This is a genomic window from Amycolatopsis sp. SID8362 (genome assembly GCF_010550475.1).
GTDB lineage: Bacteria > Actinomycetota > Actinomycetes > Mycobacteriales > Pseudonocardiaceae > Amycolatopsis > Amycolatopsis eburnea.
The window spans coordinates 1-25,385 of sequence record NZ_JAAGNB010001264.1; the positions used below are offsets into that span (position 1 = coordinate 1).

30 protein-coding genes are annotated in these 25,385 nt (G+C 71.2%); 17 read left to right on the forward strand and 13 right to left on the reverse strand.

Annotation, left to right across the window (positions count from 1 at the left end):
* Nucleotides 1-362, forward strand: a 362-nt coding sequence (locus tag G3I65_RS38850; protein WP_239071709.1) for a VOC family protein, incomplete at its 5' end; no start/stop codon positions are given.
* On the opposite strand, the gene G3I65_RS38855 is transcribed toward G3I65_RS38850, so the two are convergent.
* Nucleotides 363-1,406: an alkene reductase gene (locus tag G3I65_RS38855; RefSeq protein ID WP_160700504.1), complete on the reverse strand. Its 1,044-nt coding sequence runs from the start codon at nt 1,404-1,406 to the stop codon at nt 363-365. It lies immediately after the preceding gene.
* A 65-nt stretch (nt 1,407-1,471) separates the two neighbouring features.
* On the opposite strand from G3I65_RS38855, the gene G3I65_RS38860 reads away from it, so the two are divergent.
* The 3 genes from G3I65_RS38860 to G3I65_RS38870 all read left to right on the forward strand — a co-directional run bounded on the left by G3I65_RS38860 (nt 1,472) and on the right by G3I65_RS38870 (nt 3,867).
* Nucleotides 1,472-2,332 (forward strand): sigma-70 family RNA polymerase sigma factor, encoded by an 861-nt coding sequence (locus G3I65_RS38860; RefSeq protein WP_160700505.1) that lies wholly within the window; start codon nt 1,472-1,474, stop codon nt 2,330-2,332.
* Between the two features lie 88 nt (nt 2,333-2,420).
* Nucleotides 2,421-3,239: a class I SAM-dependent methyltransferase gene (locus G3I65_RS38865; protein ID WP_160700506.1), complete on the forward strand. Its 819-nt coding sequence runs from the start codon at nt 2,421-2,423 to the stop codon at nt 3,237-3,239.
* A 25-nt stretch (nt 3,240-3,264) separates the two neighbouring features.
* Nucleotides 3,265-3,867 (forward strand): TetR/AcrR family transcriptional regulator, encoded by a 603-nt coding sequence (locus G3I65_RS38870; RefSeq protein WP_239071710.1) that lies wholly within the window; start codon nt 3,265-3,267, stop codon nt 3,865-3,867.
* 693 nt (nt 3,868-4,560) lie between these two features.
* Here G3I65_RS38870 and G3I65_RS38875 read toward each other — a convergent pair.
* The gene (locus G3I65_RS38875) at nt 4,561-4,809 is read right to left on the reverse strand and encodes a nuclear transport factor 2 family protein (RefSeq protein WP_239071711.1); all 249 of its coding nucleotides are present in this window, start codon (nt 4,807-4,809) and stop codon (nt 4,561-4,563) included.
* A 96-nt stretch (nt 4,810-4,905) separates the two neighbouring features.
* On the opposite strand from G3I65_RS38875, the gene G3I65_RS38880 reads away from it, so the two are divergent.
* On the forward strand, nt 4,906-5,805 hold the full coding sequence (locus G3I65_RS38880; protein WP_160700508.1) for a LysR family transcriptional regulator: 900 nt from the start codon (nt 4,906-4,908) through the stop codon (nt 5,803-5,805).
* Here G3I65_RS38880 and G3I65_RS38885 read toward each other — a convergent pair.
* Both G3I65_RS38885 and G3I65_RS38890 read right to left on the reverse strand, forming a co-directional pair.
* Nucleotides 5,762-6,622 (reverse strand): transglutaminase-like domain-containing protein, encoded by an 861-nt coding sequence (locus tag G3I65_RS38885; RefSeq protein ID WP_160700509.1) that lies wholly within the window; start codon nt 6,620-6,622, stop codon nt 5,762-5,764. The two genes, G3I65_RS38880 and G3I65_RS38885, sit on opposite strands and share 44 nt — an antisense overlap.
* A 9-nt stretch (nt 6,623-6,631) precedes the next feature.
* On the reverse strand, nt 6,632-7,630 hold the full coding sequence (locus tag G3I65_RS38890) for a GlxA family transcriptional regulator (protein ID WP_160700510.1): 999 nt from the start codon (nt 7,628-7,630) through the stop codon (nt 6,632-6,634).
* Between the two features lie 71 nt (nt 7,631-7,701).
* Here G3I65_RS38890 and G3I65_RS38895 point away from each other — a divergent pair, with 71 nt between their 5' ends.
* Complete coding sequence (locus G3I65_RS38895; RefSeq protein WP_166641119.1) at nt 7,702-8,478, forward strand: NAD(P)H-dependent oxidoreductase; 777 nt, start codon at nt 7,702-7,704, stop codon at nt 8,476-8,478.
* On the opposite strand, the gene G3I65_RS38900 is transcribed toward G3I65_RS38895, so the two are convergent.
* Together G3I65_RS38900 and G3I65_RS38905 are read right to left on the reverse strand one after the other, a co-directional pair.
* The gene (locus G3I65_RS38900; RefSeq protein ID WP_160700512.1) at nt 8,462-9,211 is read right to left on the reverse strand and encodes an SDR family oxidoreductase; all 750 of its coding nucleotides are present in this window, start codon (nt 9,209-9,211) and stop codon (nt 8,462-8,464) included. The two genes, G3I65_RS38895 and G3I65_RS38900, sit on opposite strands and share 17 nt — an antisense overlap.
* Nucleotides 9,208-10,065 carry an NAD(P)-dependent oxidoreductase gene (locus G3I65_RS38905; RefSeq protein WP_166641120.1) on the reverse strand — a complete coding sequence of 286 codons (858 nt, stop codon included), beginning with the start codon at nt 10,063-10,065 and terminating at the stop codon, nt 9,208-9,210. Before G3I65_RS38905 ends, G3I65_RS38900 begins: the two co-directional genes overlap by 4 nt.
* 84 nt (nt 10,066-10,149) lie before the next feature.
* Between G3I65_RS38905 and G3I65_RS38910 the strand changes: the two genes are divergently transcribed.
* Nucleotides 10,150-10,515 (forward strand): helix-turn-helix domain-containing protein, encoded by a 366-nt coding sequence (locus G3I65_RS38910; protein ID WP_203612638.1) that lies wholly within the window; start codon nt 10,150-10,152, stop codon nt 10,513-10,515.
* On the opposite strand, the gene G3I65_RS38915 is transcribed toward G3I65_RS38910, so the two are convergent.
* A complete protein-coding gene (locus tag G3I65_RS38915) occupies nt 10,481-11,665 on the reverse strand; it encodes an FAD-dependent monooxygenase (protein ID WP_160700513.1) in 1,185 nt (394 codons plus the stop codon). The genes G3I65_RS38910 and G3I65_RS38915 overlap by 35 nt on opposite strands.
* A gap of 73 nt (nt 11,666-11,738) precedes the next feature.
* Between G3I65_RS38915 and G3I65_RS38920 the strand changes: the two genes are divergently transcribed.
* On the forward strand, nt 11,739-12,311 hold the full coding sequence (locus G3I65_RS38920) for a TetR/AcrR family transcriptional regulator (RefSeq protein ID WP_160700514.1): 573 nt from the start codon (nt 11,739-11,741) through the stop codon (nt 12,309-12,311).
* On the opposite strand, the gene G3I65_RS38925 is transcribed toward G3I65_RS38920, so the two are convergent.
* Nucleotides 12,308-12,871 carry a flavodoxin family protein gene (locus G3I65_RS38925; RefSeq protein ID WP_160700515.1) on the reverse strand — a complete coding sequence of 188 codons (564 nt, stop codon included), beginning with the start codon at nt 12,869-12,871 and terminating at the stop codon, nt 12,308-12,310. The genes G3I65_RS38920 and G3I65_RS38925 overlap by 4 nt on opposite strands.
* Nucleotides 12,872-12,950: 79 nt before the next feature.
* Here G3I65_RS38925 and G3I65_RS38930 point away from each other — a divergent pair, with 79 nt between their 5' ends.
* From G3I65_RS38930 to G3I65_RS38950, 5 genes are all read left to right on the forward strand, one after another.
* Complete coding sequence (locus G3I65_RS38930; protein WP_125307198.1) at nt 12,951-13,367, forward strand: MarR family winged helix-turn-helix transcriptional regulator; 417 nt, start codon at nt 12,951-12,953, stop codon at nt 13,365-13,367.
* A gap of 31 nt (nt 13,368-13,398) precedes the next feature.
* Entirely contained in the window at nt 13,399-14,190 is a 792-nt protein-coding gene (locus G3I65_RS38935; RefSeq protein ID WP_160700516.1) for an SRPBCC family protein, read from the forward strand.
* A gap of 35 nt (nt 14,191-14,225) precedes the next feature.
* The gene (locus G3I65_RS38940; protein WP_160700517.1) at nt 14,226-15,329 is read left to right on the forward strand and encodes a sensor histidine kinase; all 1,104 of its coding nucleotides are present in this window, start codon (nt 14,226-14,228) and stop codon (nt 15,327-15,329) included.
* On the forward strand, nt 15,326-15,973 hold the full coding sequence (locus tag G3I65_RS38945) for a response regulator transcription factor (protein ID WP_160700518.1): 648 nt from the start codon (nt 15,326-15,328) through the stop codon (nt 15,971-15,973). Before G3I65_RS38940 ends, G3I65_RS38945 begins: the two co-directional genes overlap by 4 nt.
* Nucleotides 15,974-16,059: 86 nt before the next feature.
* A complete protein-coding gene (locus G3I65_RS38950; protein WP_160700519.1) occupies nt 16,060-16,734 on the forward strand; it encodes a hypothetical protein in 675 nt (224 codons plus the stop codon).
* Here G3I65_RS38950 and G3I65_RS38955 read toward each other — a convergent pair.
* Entirely contained in the window at nt 16,731-17,516 is a 786-nt protein-coding gene (locus G3I65_RS38955) for a GNAT family N-acetyltransferase (protein ID WP_160700520.1), read from the reverse strand. The genes G3I65_RS38950 and G3I65_RS38955 overlap by 4 nt on opposite strands.
* Before the next feature lie 55 nt (nt 17,517-17,571).
* Here G3I65_RS38955 and G3I65_RS38960 point away from each other — a divergent pair, with 55 nt between their 5' ends.
* Both G3I65_RS38960 and G3I65_RS38965 read left to right on the forward strand, forming a co-directional pair.
* Nucleotides 17,572-19,209, forward strand: coding sequence for an acyl-CoA carboxylase subunit beta (locus G3I65_RS38960; protein ID WP_160700521.1), 1,638 nt, complete (start codon nt 17,572-17,574; stop codon nt 19,207-19,209).
* Nucleotides 19,206-19,424, forward strand: a complete 219-nt coding sequence (locus tag G3I65_RS38965; RefSeq protein ID WP_125307205.1) for an acyl-CoA carboxylase subunit epsilon — start codon at nt 19,206-19,208, stop codon at nt 19,422-19,424. The genes G3I65_RS38960 and G3I65_RS38965 overlap by 4 nt, the downstream gene beginning before the upstream one ends.
* Here the strand turns inward: G3I65_RS38965 and G3I65_RS38970 are convergent.
* The 4 genes from G3I65_RS38970 to G3I65_RS38985 all read right to left on the reverse strand — a co-directional run bounded on the left by G3I65_RS38970 (nt 19,421) and on the right by G3I65_RS38985 (nt 23,107).
* Nucleotides 19,421-20,803: a hydrolase gene (locus G3I65_RS38970; RefSeq protein WP_160700522.1), complete on the reverse strand. Its 1,383-nt coding sequence runs from the start codon at nt 20,801-20,803 to the stop codon at nt 19,421-19,423. The genes G3I65_RS38965 and G3I65_RS38970 overlap by 4 nt on opposite strands.
* A gap of 69 nt (nt 20,804-20,872) precedes the next feature.
* Complete coding sequence (locus G3I65_RS38975; RefSeq protein ID WP_160700523.1) at nt 20,873-21,325, reverse strand: MarR family winged helix-turn-helix transcriptional regulator; 453 nt, start codon at nt 21,323-21,325, stop codon at nt 20,873-20,875.
* Between the two features lie 9 nt (nt 21,326-21,334).
* A complete protein-coding gene (locus G3I65_RS38980) occupies nt 21,335-22,228 on the reverse strand; it encodes an LLM class flavin-dependent oxidoreductase (protein ID WP_160700524.1) in 894 nt (297 codons plus the stop codon).
* Nucleotides 22,229-22,537: 309 nt separating this feature from the next.
* Nucleotides 22,538-23,107: a nucleotidyltransferase domain-containing protein gene (locus G3I65_RS38985; RefSeq protein ID WP_309235931.1), complete on the reverse strand. Its 570-nt coding sequence runs from the start codon at nt 23,105-23,107 to the stop codon at nt 22,538-22,540.
* A gap of 258 nt (nt 23,108-23,365) precedes the next feature.
* On the opposite strand from G3I65_RS38985, the gene G3I65_RS38990 reads away from it, so the two are divergent.
* A complete protein-coding gene (locus tag G3I65_RS38990; RefSeq protein ID WP_160700526.1) occupies nt 23,366-23,992 on the forward strand; it encodes a PadR family transcriptional regulator in 627 nt (208 codons plus the stop codon).
* A partial coding sequence (locus tag G3I65_RS38995) for a DHA2 family efflux MFS transporter permease subunit (protein ID WP_160700527.1) occupies nt 23,973-25,385 on the forward strand: 1,413 nt, incomplete at its 3' end. The genes G3I65_RS38990 and G3I65_RS38995, both read left to right, overlap by 20 nt.

Consider the following 25,385-nt stretch of genomic DNA (forward strand, 5'->3'; position numbering starts at 1 on the left):
TGGTCGCCGCTAGCGTCGGCGGCATGTACGAAGTCGACTTCGCCGAGTTCCCGTCCGCCTCCGCCACGGCGTCCGGGCAGTTCTTCGAGCGCGCGTTCGGCTGGCGCGTGACACCGTACGGCCCGGACTACACCGACGTCCGGGCCGCCGGCCTCACGTTCGGCTTCCAGTCCGACGCGGCGGAGCAGCCCAGCGCGCCCCTGATCACGATCCGCACCGACGACCTCCCCGCCGCCCGCGAGGCGGTGCTGGCCGCGGGCGGCGAGGTGACGAAGGAACCGTTCTCCTTTCCCGGCGGGCGGCGGTTCCACTTCCGGGAGCCGGGCGGGAGCGAGCTGGCGGTGTGGTGCCCGCAGGAGTAGCTACCGGGACACCGCCGCCTGCGGCTGATCGAGGTACCCCGCCGCCCCGCCGCCGTAGTACGTCGCCGGGTCGGCGGGCGCGAGCGGGAGGTCGAGCGCGAACCGCGTCACCAGGTCCGGGTTCGCGACGAAGTGCCGGGCGAAGGAGACCGCGTCGGCGATCCCCGCGTCGAGCACGGCGTTGCCGGTGTCGCGGCCGAAGCCGTTGTTGACGATCACGAAACCGCCGAACAGCCGCCGGTACCGCGCGAAGGCGGCGAAGTCCGGTCCGGTGTCGGGGCCGCGCAGGTGCAGGTAGTCCACGTCGAGCGCCGCGACGAGCGCGTCGTACTCGGTGCGGAGCTCGTCGTCCACGGTGAACAGCCCGCCGGTCCACCACGGCGAGAGCCGGACGCCGACGAGGCCGTGTTCGCTGGTCGCCTCGACGACCTCCATGAGCAGGCGCCGCCGGTTGGCCGCGGAACCTCCGTAGGCGTCGGTGCGGTGGTTGAGCCGCGGGTGCAGGAACTGGGCGAGCAGGTACACGCCGTTGCCGGCGATCTCGACGCCGTCGAAGCCGGCGCGGCGCGCGTTCCTCGCCGCCGTGCCGTAGTCCGCGACGGTGGCGCGGATCTCGGCCACGCTCATCGCGCGCGGAGTCGGCGTCGAGCCACGTCCGGAGGCGAGGTAAACGGGCTCTTCGGGGTTCACCGCCGACGGCCCGGCCGGGTGCGCGCCGAGGATGTCGGGGTGCGACACGGCTCCGGTGTGCCACAGCTGCACCACGATCCGCCCGCCGAGCGAGTGCACGACGTCGGTGACCCGCCGCCAGCCCGCGACCTGCGCGTCGGTGTAGAGGCCCGGGACGTTCTCGAAGCCGATGGCCCGTTCGCTCACCCAGGTCGCCTCGGCGATCGCGAGCCCGGCGCCGGCGCGCTGCGCGTAGTAGGCGGTCTGCAGGTCGCCGGGCACGCCACCGGGGACGCGGGCCCGGGTGGTCGGCGCCAGCACGACGCGGTTCGGCAGGCGCCGGCCGCCCAGGTCGGCGGGGGTCAGCAAGCTCATTCGGTCACCTCTGGTTGTCGATGGTCGTCGAAGGGGCGACGGTGGGCGGCGGCGAAAGGTGACCGATGGACGAGCTGGCGGAGTTGTTCGAGGCCGAACGCGGCAGGCTGCGCGGGCTGGCGTACCGGATGCTCGGCTCGGCGGCCGAAGCGGACGACGCCGTCCAGGAAGCGTGGCTGCGGCTCACCCGGGCCGGGTCCGTCGACAACCTGGCGGCGTGGCTGACCACGGTCGTTTCGCGCGTCTGCCTCGACGTGCTGCGCTCCCGGAAGGCGCGGCGCGAAGAGCCGCTCGCGGCAGTGCCGGAGCCGGTCGCCCACACCGATCCGGCCGGCGAAGTCGAGCTGGCCGACGCGGTGGGCCGCGCGCTGCTCGTCGTGCTGGACGCGCTGGGCCCCGCCGAGCGGATCGCGTTCGTGTTGCACGACCTGTTCGCGGTGCCGTTCGACCGGATCGCGCCGGTGCTCGACCGCACGCCGGTGGCGGCGAAGAAGCTGGCGAGCCGGGCGCGGCACCGGGTGCGGGGCACGTCCCCGCTGCCGCCGGCCGACCTGGCTCGGCACCGCCGGGTGGTCGACGCGTTCCTGACCGCGGCCCGCGGCGGCGACCTCGCCGAGTTGCTCGAAGTGCTGGCACCGGACGTGGTCCGCCGCGCCGACACGGCCGCGTTGCCTGCGGGAGCGGCGCTCGAGGTGCGCGGAGCCCGTGCGGTGGCGGAGGAAACGCGGGTGTTCGGGAAGCGGGCCCGGTTCGCCGAGACGGCGCTGATCGACGGCTCCGTCGGGGTCGTCGTCGCCCCGCGCGGCCGGCTTTCGCTGGTGCTCACCGTGGTGGTCGAGGGCGATCGGGTGGCGGCGTACGAGGTGATCGCGGATCCCGCCCGCCTCGCCTCGCTGCACATCGCGGTCGACCACTCGAACAGGTGATCGAACGCGTTTTCCTTGACAGCGAACTCCCGCACGGGCCACTATGAACAGACGTTCATGAATGAGCGTTCACAACTGGGAGGATGAGATGACCGGGATCGTCAACACCGCACAGGCCGAAGCGTGGAACGGGTACGAAGGGGAACACTGGGCGACGCACGCCGACCGCTACGACGCGGTGAACAGCGGTTTCAACCGCTACCTGCTCGAACAGGTGGACTTGACGGACCGGGTACTCGACATCGGCTGCGGCAACGGCCAGCTGACCCGGCTGGCCGCGACCCGCGCCCGGTCCGTGACCGGCGTGGACCTGTCCGGGCCGATGCTCGCGACGGCACGCGCACGGGCGGCGGAGGCCCCGAACGTGAGCTTCGAGCAGGGCGACGCCCAGGTCCACCCGTTCCCCGACGGCGGCTTCGACCTGGCGGTGAGCCGCTTCGGGGTGATGTTCTTCGCCGACCCGGTGGCGGCGTTCGCCAACGTCCGGCGGGCCCTGAGCCCGGACGGCCGCCTGGCGTTCCTGTGCATGACCGCCCTGGCGGACACGGACCTCGGCCGGCTCTTCGGCGCGATGGCGCCGTACCTGCCCCAGCCGACCGGCCCGGACGGCAGCGGCCCGACCTCCTTCGCCGACCCGGACCGGACGAAGGCGGTGCTGACCGAAGCCGGCTTCGAAGACGTGACGTGCACCCACGTCGAGGCGGACCAGGTCTGGGGCCACGACGTCCCGGACGCGGCGAAGTTCATCTCCGGCTGGGGCCCGGTCCGTCACCACCTGGGCCTCGTCGACCCCAAGACGGCGGCCGAGGCGACCGCGGCCCTCACCGCGGCGCTGGAGGAGTTCGCGACCCCGGACGCGGTCCGCCTGCGCGGCACGGCGTGGCTGGTCACGGGAAGGAGGTCGTGACGCGGGTCCCCGTACGATGGCGGTGATGTCACCGAGGAAAGCCGCGGCCCAGAAGGACGGGCAGTCCCTGCACGACCTGTTGGTCGAAGCCGCCGAAAAGCTGATCGCCACCCGCGGCACCGCGGGCCTGACGGTGCGCGAAATAGCGCGTTCGGCAGGCGTCGCCGACGGCGTGCTGTACAACCACTTCTCCGACAAGGAGGAGCTGGTGGCCTGGGCCCTCGACCGCCACGTCCGCGGCGCGGAGACGCTGCTGGGCAAGCTCCCGGTGGCGGGCGAAGGAACGCTGGCGGAGAACCTCAACCGCCACCTGGAGTACGGCCTCGGCCTCCACCGCGTGATCGTCCCGGCCTTCAGCGGCCTCTACGGCAACCCGGAGATCCTCCAGCGCTTCGCCGACCTCGGCGAGCGCCCAGCCGACTGGCGCGACCGCCTGCTGGCGTACCTGAAGGAGGAGCAAGCCCTGGGCAGGCTCCACCCAGAGTCCGATGTGGACGCGGTAGCGGCCCTCCTGGTGGGTTACTGCCACGAGACGGTACTGGGCACGATCTTCCCCCACGCGAGCCGCACGAACCCCCCAGAGCCGGAAGCGGTGGTCCGCACGGTGCTCAACGGAATCGCCCCGTAACGGCAACCCGCCACCCACTCCACGGCCGGCCCGCACCACTCACCGCACCCGCCCCACGAACCCGCGGCCCACTCGGCGCCGCTCACCGCACCCACCCACTCCACACCGGCCCGGCACCCACTCACCGCGCCGGTCCCACGAACCCGCGGCCCACCCGGCGCCGCTCACCGCACCCACCCACGAACCGGCAGCCCACCGGCACCCACACCGCACCCCCAGCCATCCGGCGCCACTCACCGCACCCACCCACGAAACCGCGGCCCACCGGCAACCGCGCGCCTCGCCACCCCGCGAACCCGCGGCTCACCCCGGCACCCACTCGCCGCGCCCATCCACCGCGGCGAAGCACAACCCGGCCACCGCACGCCTCCGCACCGGCCTGCCCCGCGCCGCACAGACCCAATGTGCCCGCAAGCCTCCGCTAAGCCGACACAACCCGACCCGCCCATCGGCTTCGCGGCCCAACCACCCGGCACCCGTTCACTGGCACCGACCCGAGCCCCAGCATCCCCTGCCCGCACAACCGAGCCCGCCGCCACTCGCGCCCCCGCCCGTCCACCTAAACCATCGGATTCCCGCTCACCGTCACCTCCGGCACCTCCTGCACCACATCCCAATGCTCCACAATCCGCCCCTCCCGCACCCGCATCACATCTGCGATCGCGCTCCCCCGCGAATCAGGCGTCAACCGCATCAAGCTGTGCGTGCAAACCAGTCCCCCTCCGCGACCACCCGCCGCACCTCCAACCTCAACTCCGGAAACCTCTCCACGAACCGCGCCAGATATCGGGCCGATTCCCCCGCGTCCCCCGGCGCGTGCGGGTTGTGCTGGACATACCCCTCGCCCACATACGCCTCGAACGCTTCCACCGGGCGTTTCTCGCCGAACGCCACCCGGAGGAACCCGAGGACCACTTCCTTGTTCCGCTGCGAATCCATCATCACTGTCCGTCCTTTGTGGAGTTATCGACACCAACCCCACCATTCGCGAAACAGAAAGGGAAAGACCTGTGGACTCTGCCGCGATACTCTCCCGGTATGGACGATGTCGAGGTCCGTGAGCTGCGGTATTTCCGCGCGGTCGCCGAGGAGCTGAACTTCTCCCGCGCCGCCGAGCGGCTCGGGATGGCGCAGCCGCCGTTGTCGCGGGCGATCCGGTTGCTGGAGCGGCGGCTCGGCGTGCAGCTCTTCGAACGCACCAGCCGGCACGTGGCGCTGACGCCGGCCGGGAACGTCCTGTTCGTCGAGTCCGCGAAGGCGCTTGATGCCGTCGCCGCGGCCGTGCGGCGGACGCGGCGGGCCGTGCAGCGGACGCCGGCGCTCGTCGTCACCGCGAAGCCCGGGGTCGCGACCGATCTGCTGCGGCGGATCGCCGACGCGCACCCGGATCCGGTGGAGATCCGGGTCAGCGGGTTCGGCGAGCAGGCCGACCTGCTGCGCGACGGCCAGGCCGACGTCGCCGTGCTGGGCTGTCCGGGCGACCACGACGGGCTGGACGTCGAAGTGCTCGTCAGCGAGCCGCGGGTCGCCGCGCTGCCTTCGGGGCACGAGCTGGCTCGACGCTCGGTACTGACCTGCGCCGACTTCGCCGGGCGGGCGACGCCGGTCTGGCCGGGTTCGTCCGCCGCGGCGCGGGCGTACTGGTCGGGGCAGGACGTCACCGGGGGGCCGGTGACGCCGGGGCCCGTGGTGCGCGACAGCGCTCAGCTGCTGGAGACCGTCGCGCTCGGGCAGGCGATCGCGCTGCTGCCGGCGTCGGTGGCCGACCTGCGGTCGCGCAACGACGTCGTCTACCGGCCGGTGGTGGACGCGACGCCGTACGCGCTCGCGCTCGCCTGGGCGGCCACCGCGCGGGACGTGCGGATCGCGCGGTTCGTGCGGACCGCCGTCGAGATCAGCGAAGCACGACCTCGACCGGGCGCTGTGCCGGCGGGGTGAGCGAGCGGATCACCGGCGGCACCCGGACGTCGCCGGCCTCGAACGCGACGCGCAGCTGATCGACGTCGGCGTCGGCCATCAGCTCGGCCAGCTCGTCGGTGCGGGCGAAGGCCGCCGGGTCGGGTGCGGCCGTGTCGAGGGTGCCCCAGAGGTCCCACTGGAGCATCTCGTGCTTGTTGAGCGAGGCGAGGTCGAGCACGAGGCTGTGCCGCGCGTACGGGAGGCCGCGCAGGAACGGGGCGTCCAGGTCCGGGGAGACGACCAGCTTGGCCGGGTCGAGGTCGCCCGCGCGGGCCGCTGTCCACGCGTCGGCGCCGGTCAGGAACTGGTCGCGGGGGACGTCGACGAGGTCGAACGCGACGTTGCCGCGGAAGCCCGGTTCGACCAGGTGCCAATCGGTGCCGTCGTGGACTTCGGCGACGACGTGGTCGAGGTACCAGCCGGGCATCAGGTAGCCGGCGAAGCCGACGCGGGCGCGGGCCGGGATGCCGTGGTGGCGGGCCATCGAGACGAACAGGAGGGTGTAATCGCGGCAGCAGCCGACGATCCGCTTCAGCGGCGGGCGTGGACCGCCGGGTGGGGCCGGGTCGAGCTCGCGCAGGCGCGCGAACATGTCCGACGCGTAGCGCAGGGTGATCTCTTCCCGGCGCGCAGCCGGGAACCCGTGCTGCGTGATGTCGCCGTGGGCCCAGTAGTGGAACACGAGCTGGAAGGCCGCCTCGCGCAACGCCGCGAGGTCGCTGGGTGTCGTGTCGAGCCAGGACGCCTGGGCGCCCGGGTCGGAGAAGCGGCTGTGGCTGACGTAAAAGTCGTCCATGAGCCGACGCTACCCGGCTTGGGTGGCCAATTCGCCGCGGAACGTCGAGCGGTACGCGCTCGGCGACACCCCGAGGGCCGCCTGGAAGTGCTGGCGCAGGGACGCCGCCGTGCCGAAGCCTGCCTCGGTGGCGACGCGGTCGACCGCGAGGTCGGTTTCCTCGAGGAGCTGGCGGGCGCGCTCGACGCGTTGCTGGGTCAGCCACTGCAGGGCCGAGATGCCGACTTCCTCGCGGAAGCGGCGGGTGAACGTGCGGGTGCTCATCGCCTCGCGGGCGGCGAGTTCGCGCAGGGTCAGCGGCCGGTGCAGGTTCTCCAGCGCCCACGCGCGGGCTTCCTTCGTCGACGACGTGCTCGGCTCGGGCACCAGGCGGCGGACGAACTGGGCCTGGCCGCCCTCGCGGTGCGGGGAGACGACCGTGCCGCGGGCGACCTCGTTGGCCACGGCCGCGCCGTGGTCGCGCCGGATCATGTGCAGCACCAGGTCGATGCCGGCGGCGACACCGGCCGAAGTGAGGACGTCGCCGTCGTCGGTGTAGAGCACGCAGGGGTCGACGTCGACCTCCGGGAACCGGTCCTGCAGCTCCTCGGCCGAGCGCCAGTGGGTGGTGGCCGGGCGGCCGTCGAGGAGGCCGGCCGCGGCGAGCACGAACGCGCCGGTGCAGATCGACGCGATCCGCGCGTGCCGCGGGATGCGGGCGAGCGCGGCCTTGAGCGGCGGGGTCAGCACGCGGGCCATCGGCTCGTACTCGGCCCGGGACGCGGGGACGAGCACCGTGTCCGCCTCGGCGAGTACCTCGGGGCCGCGGTCGACCGGGATGGTGAAGTCCGAATCGGTGCGTACCGGGCCGGGCTCGAGCGTGCAGGTCACGACCTCGTACAGCGGCTCGCCGGAGGCCGACCGCGCCTCCCCGAACAGCCGGTGGACGATGCCGAGCTCCATCACGAGCATGCCGTGGCGGACCAGGACGGCGACGTGGTGGCGGTTCGGGTGCGCGAATTCGGCCATGGCCCGATTCTTGCACAGGTTGGCCATCGGGCCACTCGAATCGGGCCGCCGAGGCCGTGACCATCGAGGTCATGAACGTCTTGTGGGTTTTCGCGCATCCCGAACCGCGCTCGCTGAGCGGGGTTCTCCGTGACGACGGCATCCGGACGCTCCGGGAGCTCGGGCACGACGTCCGGGAGTCGGACCTGTACGCGATGAAGTGGAACCCGGTGGTCGACGCCAGCGACTTCGGGGCCGAGGCCGGGGACGAACGGCTGGTCGTCGGGGCGACGTCGGCCCGGGCGCACGCGCGAAACGAACTCAGCGCGGACATCGTCGCCGAGCAGGAAAAGCTGGACTGGGCGGACGCCGTCATCGTGCAGTTCCCGCTGTGGTGGTACGGCCTGCCGGCGATCCTGAAGGGCTGGTTCGACCGCGTTTTCGTGAAGGGGTTCGGGTACGGCGTCCGCGGCGAGGACGGCCGGACGCTGCGCTACGGCGAGGGCCGGCTCGCGGGCAAGCGCGCGGTGGTGGTGCTCACCGCGGGCGCCCGCGAGCCGGCCATGGGGCCGCGCGGGGTGAACGGCGCGCTGGCCGACGTCCTGTTCCCGCTGCACCACGGGACGCTGTTCTACGCCGGGATGTCCGTGCTGCCACCGGTTCCGGTCTTCGGCGCCGACCGGGTGTCCGACGCGGAGTTCGCCGAAGCGCGCGAACTACTGCGAAGCCGCCTCAGCACCCTCGAAACGACCGAGCCAATCCCCTTTCGCACGCAGAACGGCGGTGACTACGACGACGACCTCGTCCTCCGCCCCGACCGCGCGCCGGGCGAGACCGGGCTCGCCGCGCACCTCACGCGGGCAGGGTGAGGCGCTGGCCGAGACCGCCGTCCACGGGGAGGTCGGCGCCGGTGGTGAACGTCGCCTCGAAGGCCAGGAACAGCACCGCCGCCGCCACCTCCCCGGCCGTCGCGTGGCGCTTCAGCGGGGTGATCTCGTCGCCCGCCGCCTTGAACTCCGCCAGGACTTCGGCCGGGACGCCGGTGACGCCCATCGTCGGCGTGTCCGTGTAGCCCGGGCTGACGACGTTCACCCGGATCCCGCGCGGCGCCAGCTCCGCCGCGTACGTGCGCGCGAACGACCGCACCGCCGCCTTCGCCGCCGAGTACGGGCCCATCCCGGCGATCCCCGCCTCGGCCGCGACCGACGTCGTGAAGACGAACGAGCCGCCCGGACGCACCAGCGGAGCCAGCTTCTGCGCCGTGAAGTACGCGCCCTTGGTATTGACGTCGAAGGTGCGGTCGTAGACCTCGGGCGTCGCGGCGTCCCACGGCGTCAGCGTCGCGAAGCCGACGTTGACGAACACCAGGTCCAGCTCGCCGAGCGTCGACGCGGCGACCGCGCCCAGCTCGTCGATGTCCGCCAGGCGGGCCGCGTCGGACGACAGCAGGTGCGCCTTGCCCGGCAGCTTCCCCTCCAGCGGCGAGACGTCGCGGCCGGTCAGCAGCACCTCGGCGCCGCCGTCGAGCAGGGCGCGCACCACCGCCAGGCCCATGCCGTGCGTGCCGCCGGTGACGACGGCCTTCTTCCCCAGGTACTTCACCGGATCTCCTCGATGACGCTCGCGATCGCGTGCGCGCCGTGGCCCGCCGCCACCGCGCGGTCGAACAACGCCCGCAGGGTCGCGGGCACCTCCGTGCCGATGCCCTGTGCGCGGCTCGTCTCGACGAGCATCGCGAGGCCTGCCGCGTTGATGTCCAAAGCGGACACGTCGGTTTCGTAGTCGCCGCTGGCCACCTGCGCGCCGATCCCGGTCAGGAAGCCGCCGACCGAGGACAGCCAGTCCAGGGCCATCGGCGTGAACTCCGCCGGCGTGACGCCTTCGCTGCCGACCAGGGCGAGCGCGTGCAGGTAGCCGCCCATCGCCGACCACATCATCCCGAGCAGGGCCAAGTCGTACAGCGCCGCCATGCCGGCGTCCTCGCCGAGGAACACCGGCTCACCGAGCACTTCCAGGACGTCCCGCCGCGCCGCGAACGCCGTTTCCGAACCGCTGTAGAGGATCCGCGCGCCCGGCGTCCCGATGCCCTGCGGCACCGCCATGATGACGCCGTCCACGTAGTCGATGCCTTCCGAGGCCGCCCACTTCGCGACGCCGCGGGCCTGCTCCGGCGTCCCGGACGTGAGGTTCACGAGCGTCCGGCCCCGCAGCGAAGCCGCGTCCAGCACCGGCTGCTGACTGTCGTAGGTGGACAGGCAGCTGATGACCACGTCCGCCGCGCCCGCCTCCGCCGGCGTGGCCGCGAGCCGGGCGCCGCGGTCGAGCAGCGGGCCCGCCTTGAGCGGCGACCGGTTCCACACCGCGACGTCGTGTCCCGCCCCCAAGAGCGCGCCGGCGAGGGCGGCCCCCATCCGCCCCAGGCCGAGCACGCTCACCTGTTTCTTGCTTTCTCCCATGGGTTCCATGCTGCGGGTAGCGCTTTACACTGGACAAGTACCGACTAATAAGTCAGGTACCCACCAAAAAGTAAGGATGGGCGCATGCAGCCTCGGACGTACCGCTGCGGACTGGACGCGGCCGTCGACGTGATCGGCGGGCGCTGGAAGGCCCTGATCCTCTGGGCGCTGCACGCCGAGCCGCTGCGGTTCGGCGAGCTGAAGCGGAAGGTGGCCGGGATCAGCGAGAAGATGCTCATCCAGGCACTGCGGGAGCTGGAGGCGGACGAGGTCGTGCACCGCGAGGTGTTCCACGAGGTCCCGCCGAAGGTCGAGTACTCGCTGACCGAGCTGGGTCAGCGGCTGAACACCGCGTTGCTGCCGCTGGGCGACTGGGGCGACGAGAACATGGCAGGCATCGCGAAGCGCCGCGGCGTCACACCCGCGCCCCCGCATACGGCTTCAGCGTGATCGCGTTGCCCGCCTTGAGCGGCAGCTCCTCGATCAGCTTCCGCCACGGCAGGTAGGGCAGCAGCTTGTAGTTCAGGTTGCGGAACTTCAGCCACGCGCGCGTCGGCGGCACGAACCACTTCCCGTTGCCCTCGGCCAGTTTCTGGCACGCGTCGACGAAGGGCCGCATCTCGCGTTCGTACGCGGCGAACGCCGTTTCGTGCGACGCCGAAGCCAGCTCGCCCGCCAGCACGTACGCGCCGACGACCGCCAGGCTCGTGCCCATCCCCGAAAGCGGCGCGGCGCAGTAGGCGGCGTCGCCGACCAGCGCGACGCGGCCGCGCGCGTACGAGCCGAGCTTGATCTGGCTCGCCGAGTCGAAGTAGAAGTCCGGCGCCGCGCGCATGGCGTCGAGCAGCGCGGGCGCCTCCCAGCCGACGCCGTCGAAGCGCTCCTCGACGATCCGGCGCTGCCGCTCGACGTCGCGGTGGTCGTGGTCGAGCCGGTCGGCGCCGAACCAGAACATGACCTTGGCTTCGCTGTTGTCCCGCGCGCTGTAGACGCCGATCGTGCGGTTGGGCTCGTTGTAGAACCGGCCGGTGTGGTCGAGCCCGAGGTGGTTGGGCACGGTGCAGATCGAGACGTAGTAGCCGAGGTCGTGACGGAACTCCCGCTCGTCGCCGAAGACCAGCGAGCGCACGTTCGAATGCAGCCCGTCGGCACCGATGACCAGGTCGAACTCGCGGGGTTCGCCGTGCGCGAAGGTCACCGTGACGCCGTCGCCGTGCTCGGTGACGCCGGTGATCGAGTCGCCGAAGACGTACTCGACGTCGTCCTTCGTGGCGTCGTACAGGATGCGCGAGAGGTCGCCGCGCAGGATCTCCAGCTCGCCGCTCTGGTACGTCGAGGGCGTGACGACCAGCGGCCGGTCGTCACCGTCCACATAGGTCACGTCACCCATCCGCGTCGCGGCCGCTTCGACCGCGCCGAGCAGGCCCATGCGCTCGAGGACCTGCAGCGAAGCACCGCGGAAGTCGACCGCGTAGCCGCCGTCGCGCAGCTCGGGTGCGCGTTCGACGACCGTCGGCGTGAAGCCGTAGCGGTGGAGCCAGAAGGCGAGGGCGGGGCCGGCGACGCTCGCGCCGGAGATGAGGACTCGTCGGTTCGTCATGCCGAGAACGGTAACCCGGATTTGGGCGATCGCGCAAGACGTTCGCCTAAGGCGTTCGTGCTAGACTGCGGGCATGGGAAACCGGGAAGCGCTCCTGACCGGCGCGAAGGATTGCCTGAACGAGAAGGGCTACGCCCGCACGACCGTCCGGGACCTGGCCTCGGCGGCGAACGTGAGCATGGCCGCGATCGGGTACCACTTCGGCTCACGCGAAGCGCTGCTCAACGCGGCCCTGATCGAGGCGAACGAAGAATGGGGCGAGACCCTGGCCGGGACACTGCGGGTGGACACGCCCGCGGGCACGTCGCCGGCCGAGCGGTTCGAGCTGATCTGGCAGCGCGTCATCGAGTCGTTCCCCGAGCACCGCCGGATGTGGGCGATGACATTCGAGGCGTACTCGCAGCCGGACCTCGACGACGACGTCCGCGCGCAGCTGGCGAACGCCCTCGAGCAGGCCCGCGACGGCCTGGCGAACCTCTTCCAGGGCCTCGACGACGGCAGCGCCGAGGCCCGGGCCGCCGGCACGGTGCACCAGGCCCTGCTCTCGGGCGTGATGCTCCAGTGGCTGATCGACCCGGGCCACGCGCCGTCGGGCGCCGACCTCGTCGAGGGCCTTCGCCTGATCGCGAAGGCCGTCCTGGACTAGGCGGTGACCAGGTCCGCGCCGGCGAAGAACGACGGCGCGGCCGCCATCGCGTCCTCGTCCAGCAGCACGTCGCCGGGGCGGCTGCCGTTGCCGAGCAGCACCCCGCCCCAGTTCATGCCCAGGTACTCCGCGCAGAGTTCCAGCGTGCCGATCAGCGGCTGGGCCTCCCGCGCGGATTCGCTCAGCACACTGACGCCCCACAACGACTTCCCGCGCATCCGCGGCTTGAACTCCACCGGCAGGCGCATCCACCCGGACCAGTAGTCGAGGTAGAGCTTCACGCTCGCCGCGACCGAGTACCAGTACACCGGCGACACGACCACGATGTCGGTCGCGGCGAAGGTCGCGTCCATCAGCAGCTGCTCGTTCTCCCCCGGCTCGGGGTGCGAGCCGGCGCCGTGGCGGCGGTCCTCGAACGGCGGCAGCGGCACCTCCGGCAGCCGGATCCAGCGCTGCTCGACGTCCGGGGGCAGCGCCTTCGCCGCCCGCCGGGCCAGCATCTCGGTGTTGCCCCCGGCCCGCGCGGCGCCCACCAGGAACAGGAAGCTGCGGTCACTCATGTCCGAACCCCTCCAGTTATTTGCATGTACATATAAAGACTGCCCATGGACTATCCTGGCGTCAAGAGGAGGCCGGAAAATGACTGTCGACGAACAGGCGTGGGGGCGGGTCCTCGTGCTGCACGCCCGGATCGAGCAGGACCTCGCCAAGGCCCTGCAGCGGCGCCACGGGCTCGGCCTGTCCGAGTACCGCGCGCTCGGCAAGCTGGTCGCCGGGCCGCGCGGCGGCCTGCGGATGCAGGAGCTCGCCGACGCGATCGGGCTCAACCAGAGCTCGGTCAGCCGGATGTGCGCCCGCCTCGAGGACGCCGGCCTGACCATCCGCGACCTGTGCGAGGACGACCGCCGCGGCGTCTACTCGGTGATCACCGACACCGGCCGCAAGCGCTACGCCGAAACCGAACCGACGTACTGCGCCGTGCTGCGGACGGCACTCGACAAGGCCGCGAGCGACCCGGAGCTCGCCGCCGCGGTCGCCGCCGTCCGCGGCGCTTGACCCTTATATGCCTCTGTGGTTATATACGGGCATGCCCGCGAAACTGCTGACCGACGAGGACCGCCCCGCCCTCCGGCTGGAACGCCGGCTGAAGCACGCGCCCGAGCACGTCTGGCGGGCCATCACCGACCCGGCCGAACTCGAGCACTGGTTCCCGGCGAAGGTCGACGTCGAGCTGCGGGACGGCGGCGCGATCCGGTTCACCTTTCCCGGCGAGGACACCTCGACGACCGGCCGGGTCGTCACCGCCGACCCGCCGCGCGAGTTCACCTTCGTCTGGAACGACGACACCCTGCGCTGGCTGATCACCGAGGACGGCGACGGCAGCCTCCTCGAGTTCACGCACACCTTCGGCCGCGGCGAGCCGGCGATCGCGAAGCTGGCCGCGGGCCGCACCGCCGCCGGCTGGGACGTCTGCCTGGACGCGCTCGACGCGCGGCTGTCCGGCGGCGAAGCCGAGCAGCCGTCGAACTGGCACGCCCGCATGGCGTCCTATGTGGACGAATTCGGCCTCGGCGACGGCGAGGTCCTGGCCGACGGGACCATCCGCTTCCGCCGCGACCTGGTCTGGAAACCGGTCGACGAGGTCCGGGCGCTGCTGCCGGACGAACCCGGCTGGCACGTCACCCAGGATCCCCTCGACGGCACCCGCGTCGAGTTCACCGAGGCAGCCGGACCCGACGTCGCCGCCCAGCTGGCCCGGCGGCACGAGCAGCTCGACAAGCTCTTCGCCGCCACGCACGACGTCACGCTGCCGGACTGGCCGCCGGACCGCGTCGAGGCCGTGCGGAAGCACTACGCGGAGCGTCCGACCCAGGGTTGACGCGCACCGGGCGGGGTCCGCATTACGTTCGGTTCATGCGCATCCGCGTGGTTCTCGACGTGCTGGCGGTCCTCGTGCTGGCGATCGGCGCCGGCGGCAACCTCGCCGCCGGCGCGTGGGCGCTGCCGCCGTGGCTGCCGCCCTGGCTCGGCTGGACGATCCTGCTGGCGAGCGTGACCCCGATCCTGCTGCGGCGCTGGTGGCCGCGGCCGGCCTACGTCCTTTCCCTGGTGCTGACCGCGGCGGCGATCCCGATCGGCGGGCCGGTGCTGGCGATCGCCGTGGTGGCCGCCGGGTGCGCGCTGTACACGTTCGTCGTGGACCGCGGCAGCCGCGCCTCCCGGATTGGGTTCGCGGCCGGGCTGCTCGGGATCGGCCTGCTCGGCGTCGCGGTGCCGAACCCGAGCACCGCGACGACGGTGAACTTCGGCGCGTCGGCGCTGATCGTCGGGTTCGCGCTCGGCATCGCCGTCCACGGCCGCCGCGAGTACGCCTCGATCGAGCGGGAAAACCACGCGCGGGAAGCGGTTTCCGCGGAACGGCTGCGGATCGCGCGGGAGATGCACGACGTCGTCGCGCACAGCATGAGCCTGATCGCGGTGAAGGCCGCGGTCGGCAACCACGTCGCCCTCGAACAACCTGACCAGGCGCGGGAAGCGTTGCGGGTCATCGAAGACACGAGCCGCGAGACGCTGGCCGAACTGCGCCGCGTCCTGGGCGTGCTGCGCGACGGCACCGGCGTCCCGGCGCTGGCGCCCGCGCCGACACTCGCCGACCTGCGCGCGCTCGCCGACCGCGCGCAGCTGACCGGCCTGTCGGTCGACCTCGCGGTCGAGGGCCTCGACGAACTGCCGGGCGGCGCCGGCCAGTCGGTGTACCGGATCGTGCAGGAGGCGCTGACGAACGTGGTCAAGCACGCGGCCGCGACGACGTGCCGGATCCGCGTCACGGGCGGCGACGGCGAAGTGGGCATCGAAGTCCGCGACGACGGCCGCGGCGGCGTCGCGACCCCGGGCCACGGCCTGATCGGGATGCGCGAGCGCGTGGCCGTCTACGGCGGCGAGTTCTCCGCGGGCCCGGCCGACCACGGTTTCCGCGTTTTCGCGCGGCTGCCTTACGAAACGGCGGTGCCCCGATGACCCGCGTCCTGATCGCCGACGACCAGGCGCTCCTGCGCGGCAGCTTCCGGGTGCTGGTCGACAGCGCGCCGGGCTTGGAGGTCGTCGGCGAGGCGTCCGACGGCGTCGAAGCGGTCGCCCTGACCCGGCGCGAACAGCCGGACGTCGTGCTCATGGACGTCCGGATGCCGTCGATGGACGGGATCGAAGCGACACGCCGGATCTGCGCGGAGACCGCCGTCCGGGTCCTGATGCTGACGACGTTCGACCTGGACGAGTACGTCTACGCGGCCCTGCGCGCGGGCGCGAGCGGCTTCCTGCTCAAGGACACCCGCCCGGCGGACCTCCTGGCGGCGATCGAGGTGGTGGCGTCCGGGGACGCGCTGCTGGCCCCCTCGGTGACGCGCCGCCTGGTCGCGGAGTTCGCCCGGCTCCCGACGGGCCCGGTGACGCGCCTGGCCGGCGTGACGGCGCGGGAGCAGGAGGTGCTGACGCTGATCGCGCGGGGGCTGTCGAACGACGAAATCGCGGCCCGCCTGCACCTGGGGATCGCGACGGTGAAGACCCACATCGGCCGGCTGCTGCACAAACTGGCGGCGCGGGACCGGGCGCAGCTGGTGATCGCGGCTTACGAATCGGGATTGATCCGGCCGTCGGCGCAGTAACATTTCAGCTGTCAGCAGCGCAACCGCCGTAACCGCGAGCGCGCCGCGGCCGACTCACCGGCACACGAGATTTCCGAGGTGCCGTCATGAACAATCCACCGAACAGCGAAACCCTGCGGACCTACATCGCCAAGACCTACTACGCCCTGCGCTGGGGAATGGCGGGAATCGCGTTCCTGCTCCCCTTCTTCCTGCTCTTCGTCGGCCCGCTGACCGACGCCGGCCCGCAACCGGACTCGATCAGCGGCTACTACCACACCCCGCTGCGGGACGTGTTCGTCGGCGCACTGGTCACCACCGGGACGTTCATGGTCCTGTACAAGATCTTCACCCCGCTCGAGAACTGGCTGCTCAACATCGCGGGGGTCAGCGCCATCCTGGTCGCCATGTTGCCGTGCGCGGTACCCGAAGGCCGCCCGCCCGCCGAGTTCACCTTCCCGCCCGGCCACGCGGTCTTCGCGATCATCACCTTCGTCTGCATCGGCCTGACCGCGATTCTCTGCGCGAAAAAGACCGTGTGCTTGCTCCCGGAAGACAAACAGAAGATCTTCCGCATCACGTACCGGACGATCGGCTGGCTGATGATCCTGCTCCCCGCCGTGGTCGGCCTTTTCGACTGGGCGGGCTGGGTCAACCTCTTCTGGGTGGAAGCCGCCGGGCTCTGGGTGTTCAGCGCCTACTGGATCACGAAAACGATCGAATTCGGCATCACGGGCGCGGAAAATCAGGCGATCACGGGAACGCCCGAACCCGCCGTCTAACCCACGGCCCGCGTGAACGGGGCGAACCGCTTCCCCGCGTCGCCGGGGAGCGGCCGCCCACCGAGGACCAGCCGCGGGGCCAGTGCGCCCGGGGCCAGCCCGCGCTCGCGCACCCACGCCGTCAGCGCCGGGAACCGGAAGTCCAGGTCCACCCGGACCTCCCCCGGCGCCGCCCGCGCCACCCCGCGGATCAGGGCCTTCGCCTGTTCCGCAGTCTCCGCCACCACCGGGCCGATCACCGTCACGTGCCCGATGTCCGTGCCGAACGCGAAGCCGCCGTCGACCACGAACGGGGTCCCCAGCCGCTCCAGCAGCGCCGTCCGATCCACGCCGTGGGCCGCGCGGTCCAGCGGGAGGACGTCGGACAAGCTCCCCGGCACCGCACCCGGTCCACGGTCGTCGACAAATCGACCGACGTGGCCTTGGCAGCCGCCGTCGGCGACGAAGCCCATCGACTCGTACAGCGGGCGGCCGAGCTTCGACGCGTGGAGCCACACCACCGCGTCGCCCGCCGCCGCGACCGCGTGGGCCGTGATCGCGCGGCCCAGCCCCCGCCGCTCGTAGCGGGGTGCGACCAGCACCATCGAGATCGACGCCACCGGACCGAACGCCACCAGCACCGCGGTGGCGGCCAGGCCGGCGCCGTCCGGAGCCGGCACGCCGAACACGCGCCCGACCTGGTGCAGCAGGGCCCACTTCGGCGGCTCGCGCGGCCACGAGCGGGATTCGGCCAGGTCGGAGCACGCGGGCAGGTCCGCGGCGGCGAGGGTCCGGATGTCCATGGACGTTGCCTACGCCACACGCGAAGTGACCGGCAAGTAGCTAAGCTCCCGTGGCATGAGCAGTGCGACGGAGCCGCTCGGGACGCCGCCCGAGGATGAACCGGACATCCACACCACGGCCGGCAAGCTGGCCGATCTGTACCGCCGGTACGACGAGGCGGTGCACGCGGGCTCGGCCCGCGCGGTGGAGAAACAGCACGCCAAGGGCAAGAAAACCGCGCGGGAACGGATCGAGCTGCTGCTCGACGAGAACTCGTTCGTGGAGCTCGACGAGCTGGCCCGGCACCGCTCGACCAACTTCGGCCAGGAGAAGAACCGGCCCTACGGCGACGGCGTCGTCACCGGGTACGGCACCGTCGACGGCCGCCCGGTCTGCGTGTTCAGCCAGGACGTGACCGTCTTCGGCGGCAGCCTCGGCGAGGTCTACGGCGAGAAGATCGTCAAGGTCATGGACCTGGCCATCAAGACCGGCCGCCCGATCATCGGCATCAACGAGGGCGGCGGCGCGCGCATCCAGGAAGGCGTCGTCTCGCTCGGCCTCTACGGCGAGATCTTCAACCGCAACGTCAAGGCGTCCGGCGTCATCCCGCAGATCTCGCTGATCATGGGCGCCAACGCGGGCGGGCACGTCTACTCCCCCGCGCTGACCGACTTCGTCGTGATGGTCGACGAGACGTCGCAGATGTTCATCACCGGCCCGGACGTCGTCAAGACGGTCACCGGCGAGGACGTCACCTTCGAGGAGCTCGGCGGCGGCCGCACCCACAACACGAAGTCCGGCGTCGCGCACTACCTCGGTTCCGACGACGAGGACGCCATCGCCTACGTCAAGGAACTGCTCTCCTACCTGCCGCAGAACAACCTCTCCGACGCGCCGGTGTTCGAGCCGTCGGACGCCCCGGCCGGGTTCTTCGACGACGTCACCGACGCCGACCGCGAGCTCGACACGATCATCCCGGACTCGCCGAACACGCCGTACGACATGCACGAGGTGATCACCCGCGTCGTCGACGACGGGGACTTCCTCGAGGTCCACGAGCTGTTCGCGCCGAACATCATCGTCGGCTTCGGCCGCGTCGACGGCCAGAGCGTCGGCGTCGTCGCCAACCAGCCGACGCAGTTCGCCGGCTGCCTCGACATCGACGCGTCCGAGAAGGCCGCGCGGTTCGTGCGCACCTGCGACGCGTTCAACATCCCGGTGCTCACCTTCGTCGACGTCCCGGGCTTCCTCCCGGGCACCGACCAGGAGTGGAACGGCATCATCCGCCGCGGCGCGAAGCTGATCTACGCCTACGCGGAGGCGACGGTCCCGCTGGTCACGATCATCACGCGCAAGGCGTACGGCGGCGCGTACGACGTCATGGGCTCCAAGCACCTCGGCGCCGACATCAACCTGGCGTGGCCGACCGCGCAGGTCGCCGTCATGGGCGCCCAGGGCGCGGCGAACATCGTCCACCGCAAGACCCTCGCGAAGGCGGCTTCCGAAGGACAGGACGTCGACGCCCTGCGCGCCGAGCTGATCCAGGAGTACGAGGACACGCTGCTCAACCCGTACGCGGCGGCCGAGCGCGGTTACGTCGACTCCGTGATCGTGCCGGCGCACACCCGCGGGCACGTCGCGCGGGCGCTGTCGCTGCTGCGGAACAAGCGCGAGTCGCTGCCGCCCAAGAAGCACGGGAACATCCCGCTGTGAGCGAGGAGAAGCGACCCCTGCTGCGGGTGGTCCGCGGGAACCCGAGCGACGCCGAGCTGGCGGCGCTGACGGCGGTCGTCGCCGCGGCGTCGGCCGCTAAGGCGCCGGAGAAGCCGAAGCCGCGTACGTCGTGGTGGGGCGATCACGCTGCTTCGCTGCGTAGACCGCTCCACCCCGGCGAAGGTGCTTGGCGCGCTTCGGGCTTCCCCAGCTAGCTCACGTTGACGGCGGCGTCGTCGACGACGAAGGACGTCTGCAGCTGTGAGCCCTCTACGCCACTGAAGCTGAGCGTCACGGACTGACCGGCGTACGCGGACAACGAGAAGCTCCGCTGCTGATACCCGCTGGCCGCGTTGAGGTTGCTGTACGTCGCCAACGTCGTGCTGCCCGCCTTCACGGTCAGCTTGTCGTACGCGGTCGTGCCCGTCTCCGCCGTGTCGACGTGCAGCCAGAACGAGAACGTGTACGCCGAACACCCGCTCGGCAGCGTCACGGTCTGGGACACGGTGTCCGTGTGCGCCGCGCCGTAGCCGTCGAGCCAGGCGCTCCACGTCCCGGCGTGGGCCGGTTCGTCGGTGCCGTGCTGGCCGATCACACCCGACGACGCCGTCCACGCGGTCGCGCCCGACTCGAAGCCCGGGTTGGCGAGCAGCTGCCCGGCGGTGCACCCGCTCGGCGGCGGCGTGGTCGTGCCGCTGCCGGCCAGCCACGCGGTGGCGTTCAGGCCGAGCGCCGCGTTGTCGGCCGTCGAGTCCGTCCAGCCGTTGTAGAGCGTGTTGCCGGACTGGCCGGTGCCGTCGTCGATCGTCGAGCTGTCACCCCAGATCGCGACGCGGCCGGAGCCGAAGGTGCTCGTCACGAAGAAGGCGTTGGAGTTCCCCGGCGACGACGTGCTCAGGTACGCGAGCCCCTTCACCGACGCGTTGTCGGCCGGTTTGAGCGTGAACGTCGTGCCGTTGGCGATCAGGCTGTGCTTGACCGTGCCGAAAGCGCCGTTCAGCACGGGGTTCGTCGAGTCGCTGATGGCCACCGGGTGGTCGCTGGAGATGTTCTTCAGGTCGACCGAAAAGCCGAACGGGTCGGTGTTGTCGACGCCGTTGTTCGTCATCAGGTCGTTGATGATTTCCGGGGAGTCCCAGCCGTCGTTGTTGCGGTCGCTGCCGGTGTGGTCGGAGATGAGGAACAGCCCGCCGCCGTTCTGGACGAACCGCATGACGGCGGATTTTTCGGACGCGCTCAGCACCACGTTCGGTTCGGGCAGCACGAATTCGTCGAAGTTCTGGAGGTCGAGCGCCCCGCCGGTGCCGTAGGTGATGGTGTTGCCCGGCGGCAGCGTCTTGACGCTGTACTGCCCGGTCTTCTGCAGCGCGACACCCCACGCCGAGAGCGCACCGGTCCAGTCGGTTTCCTTCTGCGGCGCGGAGTTCTGCGCCGTCGGATCGGGCTGGGACGTGCCGACGATCCAGTCGGCGTTGCCGGCGGTCTCGGCTTTGGTGTTGTCGAACAGAACGCGGTGCACGGTGGCGGCGTGCGCCGGAGTGGCGAGCATTCCGGCGAAAAGGGCAACGACGGCGAACGGGATGAGGCGCTTCATGGTGCTCCTCGACGGCAGGGAACCTGGCGCTCCCACTGTCACCCGGCGACGGCCCGACGAAAGTCGGGATCAGATGACGTCGAGGAAAACAGTCGGTACCTCGTTGTCCCGCACCACCCGGCCCAGCAGCGCCGCGAGCCGGTCACGGTCCGATGTGGGCAGTCCGGCCGCCAGCTCGTCCACGCGCCGGCACGTCGCCGCGTAGAACTCCTCCGCCAGGTCACGCCCTTCCGCCGTCAGCACGACGTGCACCGCGCGGCGGTCGTCGGGGTCGGGCTCGCGGCGGACGAGCTCGCGCCGGACCGCGCGGTCGACCAGCCCGGTCAAGCTGGACTTCTCGAGGCCGAGCGTCGCGCCGAGCTCGCCCATGCCGTACGGCTGCGCCATCAGCACGCACAGCAGCTGCCCCTGCTGCACGGTCAGCCCGTATTCGCGGGCCGACTCGGTGTAGACGGCGTTCACCAGGAACGACGCCCGCACGAGCCCGGCCACCACACCGAGGTCCTCCCCGCGTTTCCCCATCGCACCAGCCTACTTCGCGACGGCTTCCCGGACGGCGGGCACGATCTCCCCGGCCCACCGCGCGGCGGACTCCGCGTCTGGCGTGCTCCCACCGGGACCGAACAGGACGAACCCGGCGGCGTTGTGTTCCAGCACCGCACCGGTCAGCTCCTCGACCCACTGCGCCGACGAGCCACCGATCCAGCGTCCGTCGTCAGCGCGGGTCTTCGCCAACGGCGCTTCAGTGATGCGGCCCGGGAAGTTGTAGACGGTGACGATGTCGGCGGGATCGCGCCCGGCGTCGACGGCGGCCTTGTCGATCACCGGCCGCGAGGTGCGAAAGCGCTCACTGAGCCAGTCGGCGGCGTGCCCGGGCATCCACCCGTCGGCCACCCGCCCGGTGACGGCGAGCGACTTCGGCCCGACGGACCCGGTCCACACCGGCGGCATGGCTTCGTCTGCCGGCACCAGGTCGGTGACCTGGTGGAACTCGCCGTCGAAGGTGACGGGGTCGCCGCCACCGCCGAGCAGCTTGACGAGCCGGATGCCCTCTTCGAAGGCGCGGACGGCCTGGCCTGGGGTCAGCTTGGTGAACCCGAGGCGTGCGATGTCGTCCCAGAGCCCGCCGACGCCCATCCCGAGCACGATCCGCCCGCCGGTGAGCGCGGACAGGCTGGTGATGGTGCGGGCGAGCATCGGCGCCGGGCGCGTCGGCAGGTTGGTGACGCTGACCAGGCCGGAGATCCGTTCGGTCCGCCCGAGCAGGACGCCGATTTCGGCGTACGCGTCGAGCCGGTCGGCGTGGTAGGGGTGATCGGAGACGGTGAGCAGGTCGAGGCCGGCGCGATCGACCTGGACGGCGAGGTCGAGGGTGGCCGGGATGGCGGCGACCGCGGTGGAGACGCCGATGCCGAAGTGCGTCATGATTCCTCCCAGTGGTAGTTCATGGTACGAACTTACTATAGATAGTTCTTAGCACGAACTAGTGGCGTCGCGCTCGCATCACCAACGCTTCGGCACTCCGACCGGCCCGCTTGAAGTCCTCGGCCGTGGCAGACCTGTGGCTGTAGTCGCGCAGCAGAGCGCGTCGGCGGCGATCCCCGCGCGCACGCAGAGAGTCACGTACTTGCCCCGATCTCACTGGAGCCCTGCTCATCTGCGAGGTCGCGCACCATTCCGGCCACTTCCCAGAATTGTTCCGCCTTCGCCAAGCGGCCGCACTGGACCTCCGGGCTACGTTCTCTTCCGGATCTGCCCGGCCAGCCAGGCGTGCCGGCCGGCCACGGTGAGGCCGTCGCGCACCACGTCGCTCAACACCGGTTCGTCGCGGCCGCGGGCCGCGACCTCGGCCACGGTGAATTCGAGGATCCGGGCGTCGTTGCCCGTCCACCGGGAAACATCGGCAGCCAGGCCGTCGACCTGAAGGCCCCAACGATCTTCGTCGGCGTCGTCCGGCCGAACGAGGAGGAGGTCGATGTCGCTCTCGGCAGTCATGGAACCGCGTGCGGCCGAGCCGAACACCGCCGCGTACCGCGGCCGCGGTTTCCAGGCCGCCAAAGCGGCCTCGATCCGTTCGAGAAGCTTCCCCCGCAGCCCCGCCAAGGCCGTGATGTGCTCCGCGGCGAGGTGGTCCCGATTGAACCGGTAGGCGAAAGCGTTGCCCACCCGGTCGGCGTGCACGACACCCTGGCGCACCAGCCGCTGCAGGACTTTCCGGATGCCCTCTTCCGAATGTCTGCCCAGCACCCGGTGCAGCTGACCGGTCGTGTACACCCCATCGAAGCCGGCCAGCACGGCGAGCACGTCACCGTCCAGGGTCGGAGTCACCGTGGCCAGCGGCCGATTCAGTTCCATCGCACCCACCCGTACTTTAGTACATCTACCTCAACTATAGTACGGGATGGTTCCCATGGCCGTTCCCAGAGACGCCGCGAAGGCCCCCGTGACGACATCATTGAGGCCTTCACGCTGTGCACGGACGGTCACGGGAATAGCCGTGGACCGGTCCCTACCCCACCCCGTATAGTCCACGTGGAATAACCGACCTGGAGGGATCGCGCCATGGCCTCGGCCAAGCTGACGCCGCTCGGCATCGCCGTGCTCGAGCTGCTGCACGAGAAGCCGATGCACCCGTACGAGATGGCTCAGCTCATGCGTGAGCGGTTCGTCGACACGCGGGTCAACGTGAAGGCGGGCTCGCTCTACCACACTGTGGAACGCCTGCAGCGCAACGGCTTCATCGAGGTCGTCGACACGCAGCGTGACGGCAGGCGGCCCGAACGGACCGTCTACGGCATGACGCAGGCGGGCCTCGACGAATTCAACCAGCGCGGCCGCGAACTCCTGGGGGACGTCACGAAGGAGTACCCGGCCTACCTCTCCGGGCTCGCCGTCATCGACGAACTGGGCCGGGAAGCCTCGCTGCTCGAACTCGACCACCGCGTCACGCGGCTGCGGGCCGGCGTCGCCGCGGACCAGGCCGTGCTCGACCACCTCGCCGCGGACGGGACGCCGGAGATCTACTGGCTCGACTGGCGCTACCAGTGCGACCACCGGAAGTTCGAGCTCGAGTGGACCGAGCGGCTCATCGACGACCTCGAGTCCGGGCGGATCCCGTTCCAGGACTGCGAACAACCCCAGCTCACGCTCATCACCAGGGAAGACGACGATGAACGCCAGACAAGCTAACCCGTGGGCCGCGCTCGGCGCGCTGTGCCTCGGCTTCTTCATGATCCTGCTCGACACGACGATCGTGTCGATCGCGATCCCGACCATGCTGAACAAGCTCAACGCCGGGCTGAACTCGATCGTCTGGGTGATCAGCGTCTACCTGCTCACCTACGCGGTGCCGATGCTGTTCACCAGCCGGCTCGGCGACCGCTTCGGCCCGAAGCGGGTGTTCCTCGCCGGGCTGGCCGTGTTCACCGGCGCGTCGCTGTGGTGCGGGCTCTCCGGCAACGCCGAAATGCTGATCGCCGCGCGCGCCGTGCAGGGGCTGGGCGCCGCGCTGATGACGCCGCAGACGCTGGCGTTCATCACGCACCTGTTCCCGCCGGCCAAGCGCGGCCCGGCGATGGGCATGTGGGGCGGCGTCGCCGGGCTGGCGACGATCGCGGGCCCGCTGCTCGGTGGCGTGCTGGTGGACCACCTCGGCTGGGAGTGGATCTTCTTCGTCAACGTGCCGATCGGCGTGATCGCCATCGTGCTCACCCTGCTGCTGGTCCCGGACTGGCAGCCGAAGCACTCGCACTCGTTCGACCTGCTGGGGATCTTCCTGTCCAGCGCGGCACTGCTCTGCATCGTGTTCGGCGTCCAGAACGGCCAGCAGTACGACTGGGGCACGGTCTTCGGCGGCGTCACCGTCTTCGAGATCATCGGCGCCGGCGTGGTGCTGCTGGCCGCGTTCCTGGTGTGGCAGCGGTACAACAAGCGCGAGCCGCTGCTGCCGCTGCAGGTGTTCTCGAACCGGAACTTCTCCGCGGGGACGCTCACCGCGACCACGGTCGGCTTCGCGATGACCGGCATGTTCCTGCCGCTGGTCATCTACATCCAGTCGGTGCTCGGGCTGACCCCGACCATGGGCGGCCTGCTGACGGCGCCGATGTCGCTGCTGTCCGGGATCGTCGCGCCGTTCGTCGGGCGCGCGTCGGACAAGGTCAACGGCAAGTACCTGGTGGTGTTCGGCCTCGCGGCGCTCGCCGCCGGGCTGGGGATCATCGCGCTGCAGGCGACGCCGACGAGCAGCGCATGGGCGTTCATCCCCGCGCTGCTGGTGTGCGGGCTCGGCATCGGCTGCATCTTCTCGCCGATGAGCAACATGACGATGGGGTCGGTCGAGCCGCGGCTGGCCGGGACGGCGTCCGGCATCTTCAACACCGCCCGCCAGGTCGGCGGCGTGCTGGGCAGCGCGGCGATCGGCGTGCTGCTGCAGGCGCGGATCAGCGCGTCCATCGCGGACGAAGCGACGAAGGCGGCCGCGCAGCTGCCGGAGCAGTACCGGGCGCCGTTCGCGGAGGGCATCGCGCACGCCGCGGCCAGCACCGGCGAGTTCGGCTCGGCCGGCGGGCCGTCGCCGCTGCCG

Excerpts from the sequence above, each read along its gene's own strand:
- G3I65_RS38855 (WP_160700504.1), bottom strand. The coding sequence starts at position 1,406 with ATGAGCTTGCTGACCCCCGCCGACCTGGGCGGCCGGCGCCTGCCGAAC.
- G3I65_RS38860 (WP_160700505.1), top strand. The coding sequence starts at position 1,472 with ATGGACGAGCTGGCGGAGTTGTTCGAGGCCGAACGCGGCAGGCTGCGC.
- G3I65_RS38865 (WP_160700506.1), top strand. The coding sequence starts at position 2,421 with ATGACCGGGATCGTCAACACCGCACAGGCCGAAGCGTGGAACGGGTAC.
- G3I65_RS38870 (WP_239071710.1), top strand. The coding sequence starts at position 3,265 with ATGTCACCGAGGAAAGCCGCGGCCCAGAAGGACGGGCAGTCCCTGCAC.
- G3I65_RS38875 (WP_239071711.1), bottom strand. The coding sequence starts at position 4,809 with ATGATGGATTCGCAGCGGAACAAGGAAGTGGTCCTCGGGTTCCTCCGG.
- G3I65_RS38880 (WP_160700508.1), top strand. The coding sequence starts at position 4,906 with ATGGACGATGTCGAGGTCCGTGAGCTGCGGTATTTCCGCGCGGTCGCC.
- G3I65_RS38885 (WP_160700509.1), bottom strand. The coding sequence starts at position 6,622 with ATGGACGACTTTTACGTCAGCCACAGCCGCTTCTCCGACCCGGGCGCC.
- G3I65_RS38890 (WP_160700510.1), bottom strand. The coding sequence starts at position 7,630 with ATGGCCGAATTCGCGCACCCGAACCGCCACCACGTCGCCGTCCTGGTC.
- G3I65_RS38895 (WP_166641119.1), top strand. The coding sequence starts at position 7,702 with ATGAACGTCTTGTGGGTTTTCGCGCATCCCGAACCGCGCTCGCTGAGC.
- G3I65_RS38905 (WP_166641120.1), bottom strand. The coding sequence starts at position 10,065 with ATGGGAGAAAGCAAGAAACAGGTGAGCGTGCTCGGCCTGGGGCGGATG.
- G3I65_RS38910 (WP_203612638.1), top strand. The coding sequence starts at position 10,150 with ATGCAGCCTCGGACGTACCGCTGCGGACTGGACGCGGCCGTCGACGTG.
- G3I65_RS38915 (WP_160700513.1), bottom strand. The coding sequence starts at position 11,665 with ATGACGAACCGACGAGTCCTCATCTCCGGCGCGAGCGTCGCCGGCCCC.
- G3I65_RS38920 (WP_160700514.1), top strand. The coding sequence starts at position 11,739 with ATGGGAAACCGGGAAGCGCTCCTGACCGGCGCGAAGGATTGCCTGAAC.
- G3I65_RS38925 (WP_160700515.1), bottom strand. The coding sequence starts at position 12,871 with ATGAGTGACCGCAGCTTCCTGTTCCTGGTGGGCGCCGCGCGGGCCGGG.
- G3I65_RS38930 (WP_125307198.1), top strand. The coding sequence starts at position 12,951 with ATGACTGTCGACGAACAGGCGTGGGGGCGGGTCCTCGTGCTGCACGCC.
- G3I65_RS38935 (WP_160700516.1), top strand. The coding sequence starts at position 13,399 with ATGCCCGCGAAACTGCTGACCGACGAGGACCGCCCCGCCCTCCGGCTG.
- G3I65_RS38940 (WP_160700517.1), top strand. The coding sequence starts at position 14,226 with ATGCGCATCCGCGTGGTTCTCGACGTGCTGGCGGTCCTCGTGCTGGCG.
- G3I65_RS38945 (WP_160700518.1), top strand. The coding sequence starts at position 15,326 with ATGACCCGCGTCCTGATCGCCGACGACCAGGCGCTCCTGCGCGGCAGC.
- G3I65_RS38950 (WP_160700519.1), top strand. The coding sequence starts at position 16,060 with ATGAACAATCCACCGAACAGCGAAACCCTGCGGACCTACATCGCCAAG.
- G3I65_RS38955 (WP_160700520.1), bottom strand. The coding sequence starts at position 17,516 with ATGGACATCCGGACCCTCGCCGCCGCGGACCTGCCCGCGTGCTCCGAC.
- G3I65_RS38960 (WP_160700521.1), top strand. The coding sequence starts at position 17,572 with ATGAGCAGTGCGACGGAGCCGCTCGGGACGCCGCCCGAGGATGAACCG.
- G3I65_RS38970 (WP_160700522.1), bottom strand. The coding sequence starts at position 20,803 with ATGAAGCGCCTCATCCCGTTCGCCGTCGTTGCCCTTTTCGCCGGAATG.
- G3I65_RS38975 (WP_160700523.1), bottom strand. The coding sequence starts at position 21,325 with ATGGGGAAACGCGGGGAGGACCTCGGTGTGGTGGCCGGGCTCGTGCGG.
- G3I65_RS38980 (WP_160700524.1), bottom strand. The coding sequence starts at position 22,228 with ATGACGCACTTCGGCATCGGCGTCTCCACCGCGGTCGCCGCCATCCCG.
- G3I65_RS38990 (WP_160700526.1), top strand. The coding sequence starts at position 23,366 with ATGGCCTCGGCCAAGCTGACGCCGCTCGGCATCGCCGTGCTCGAGCTG.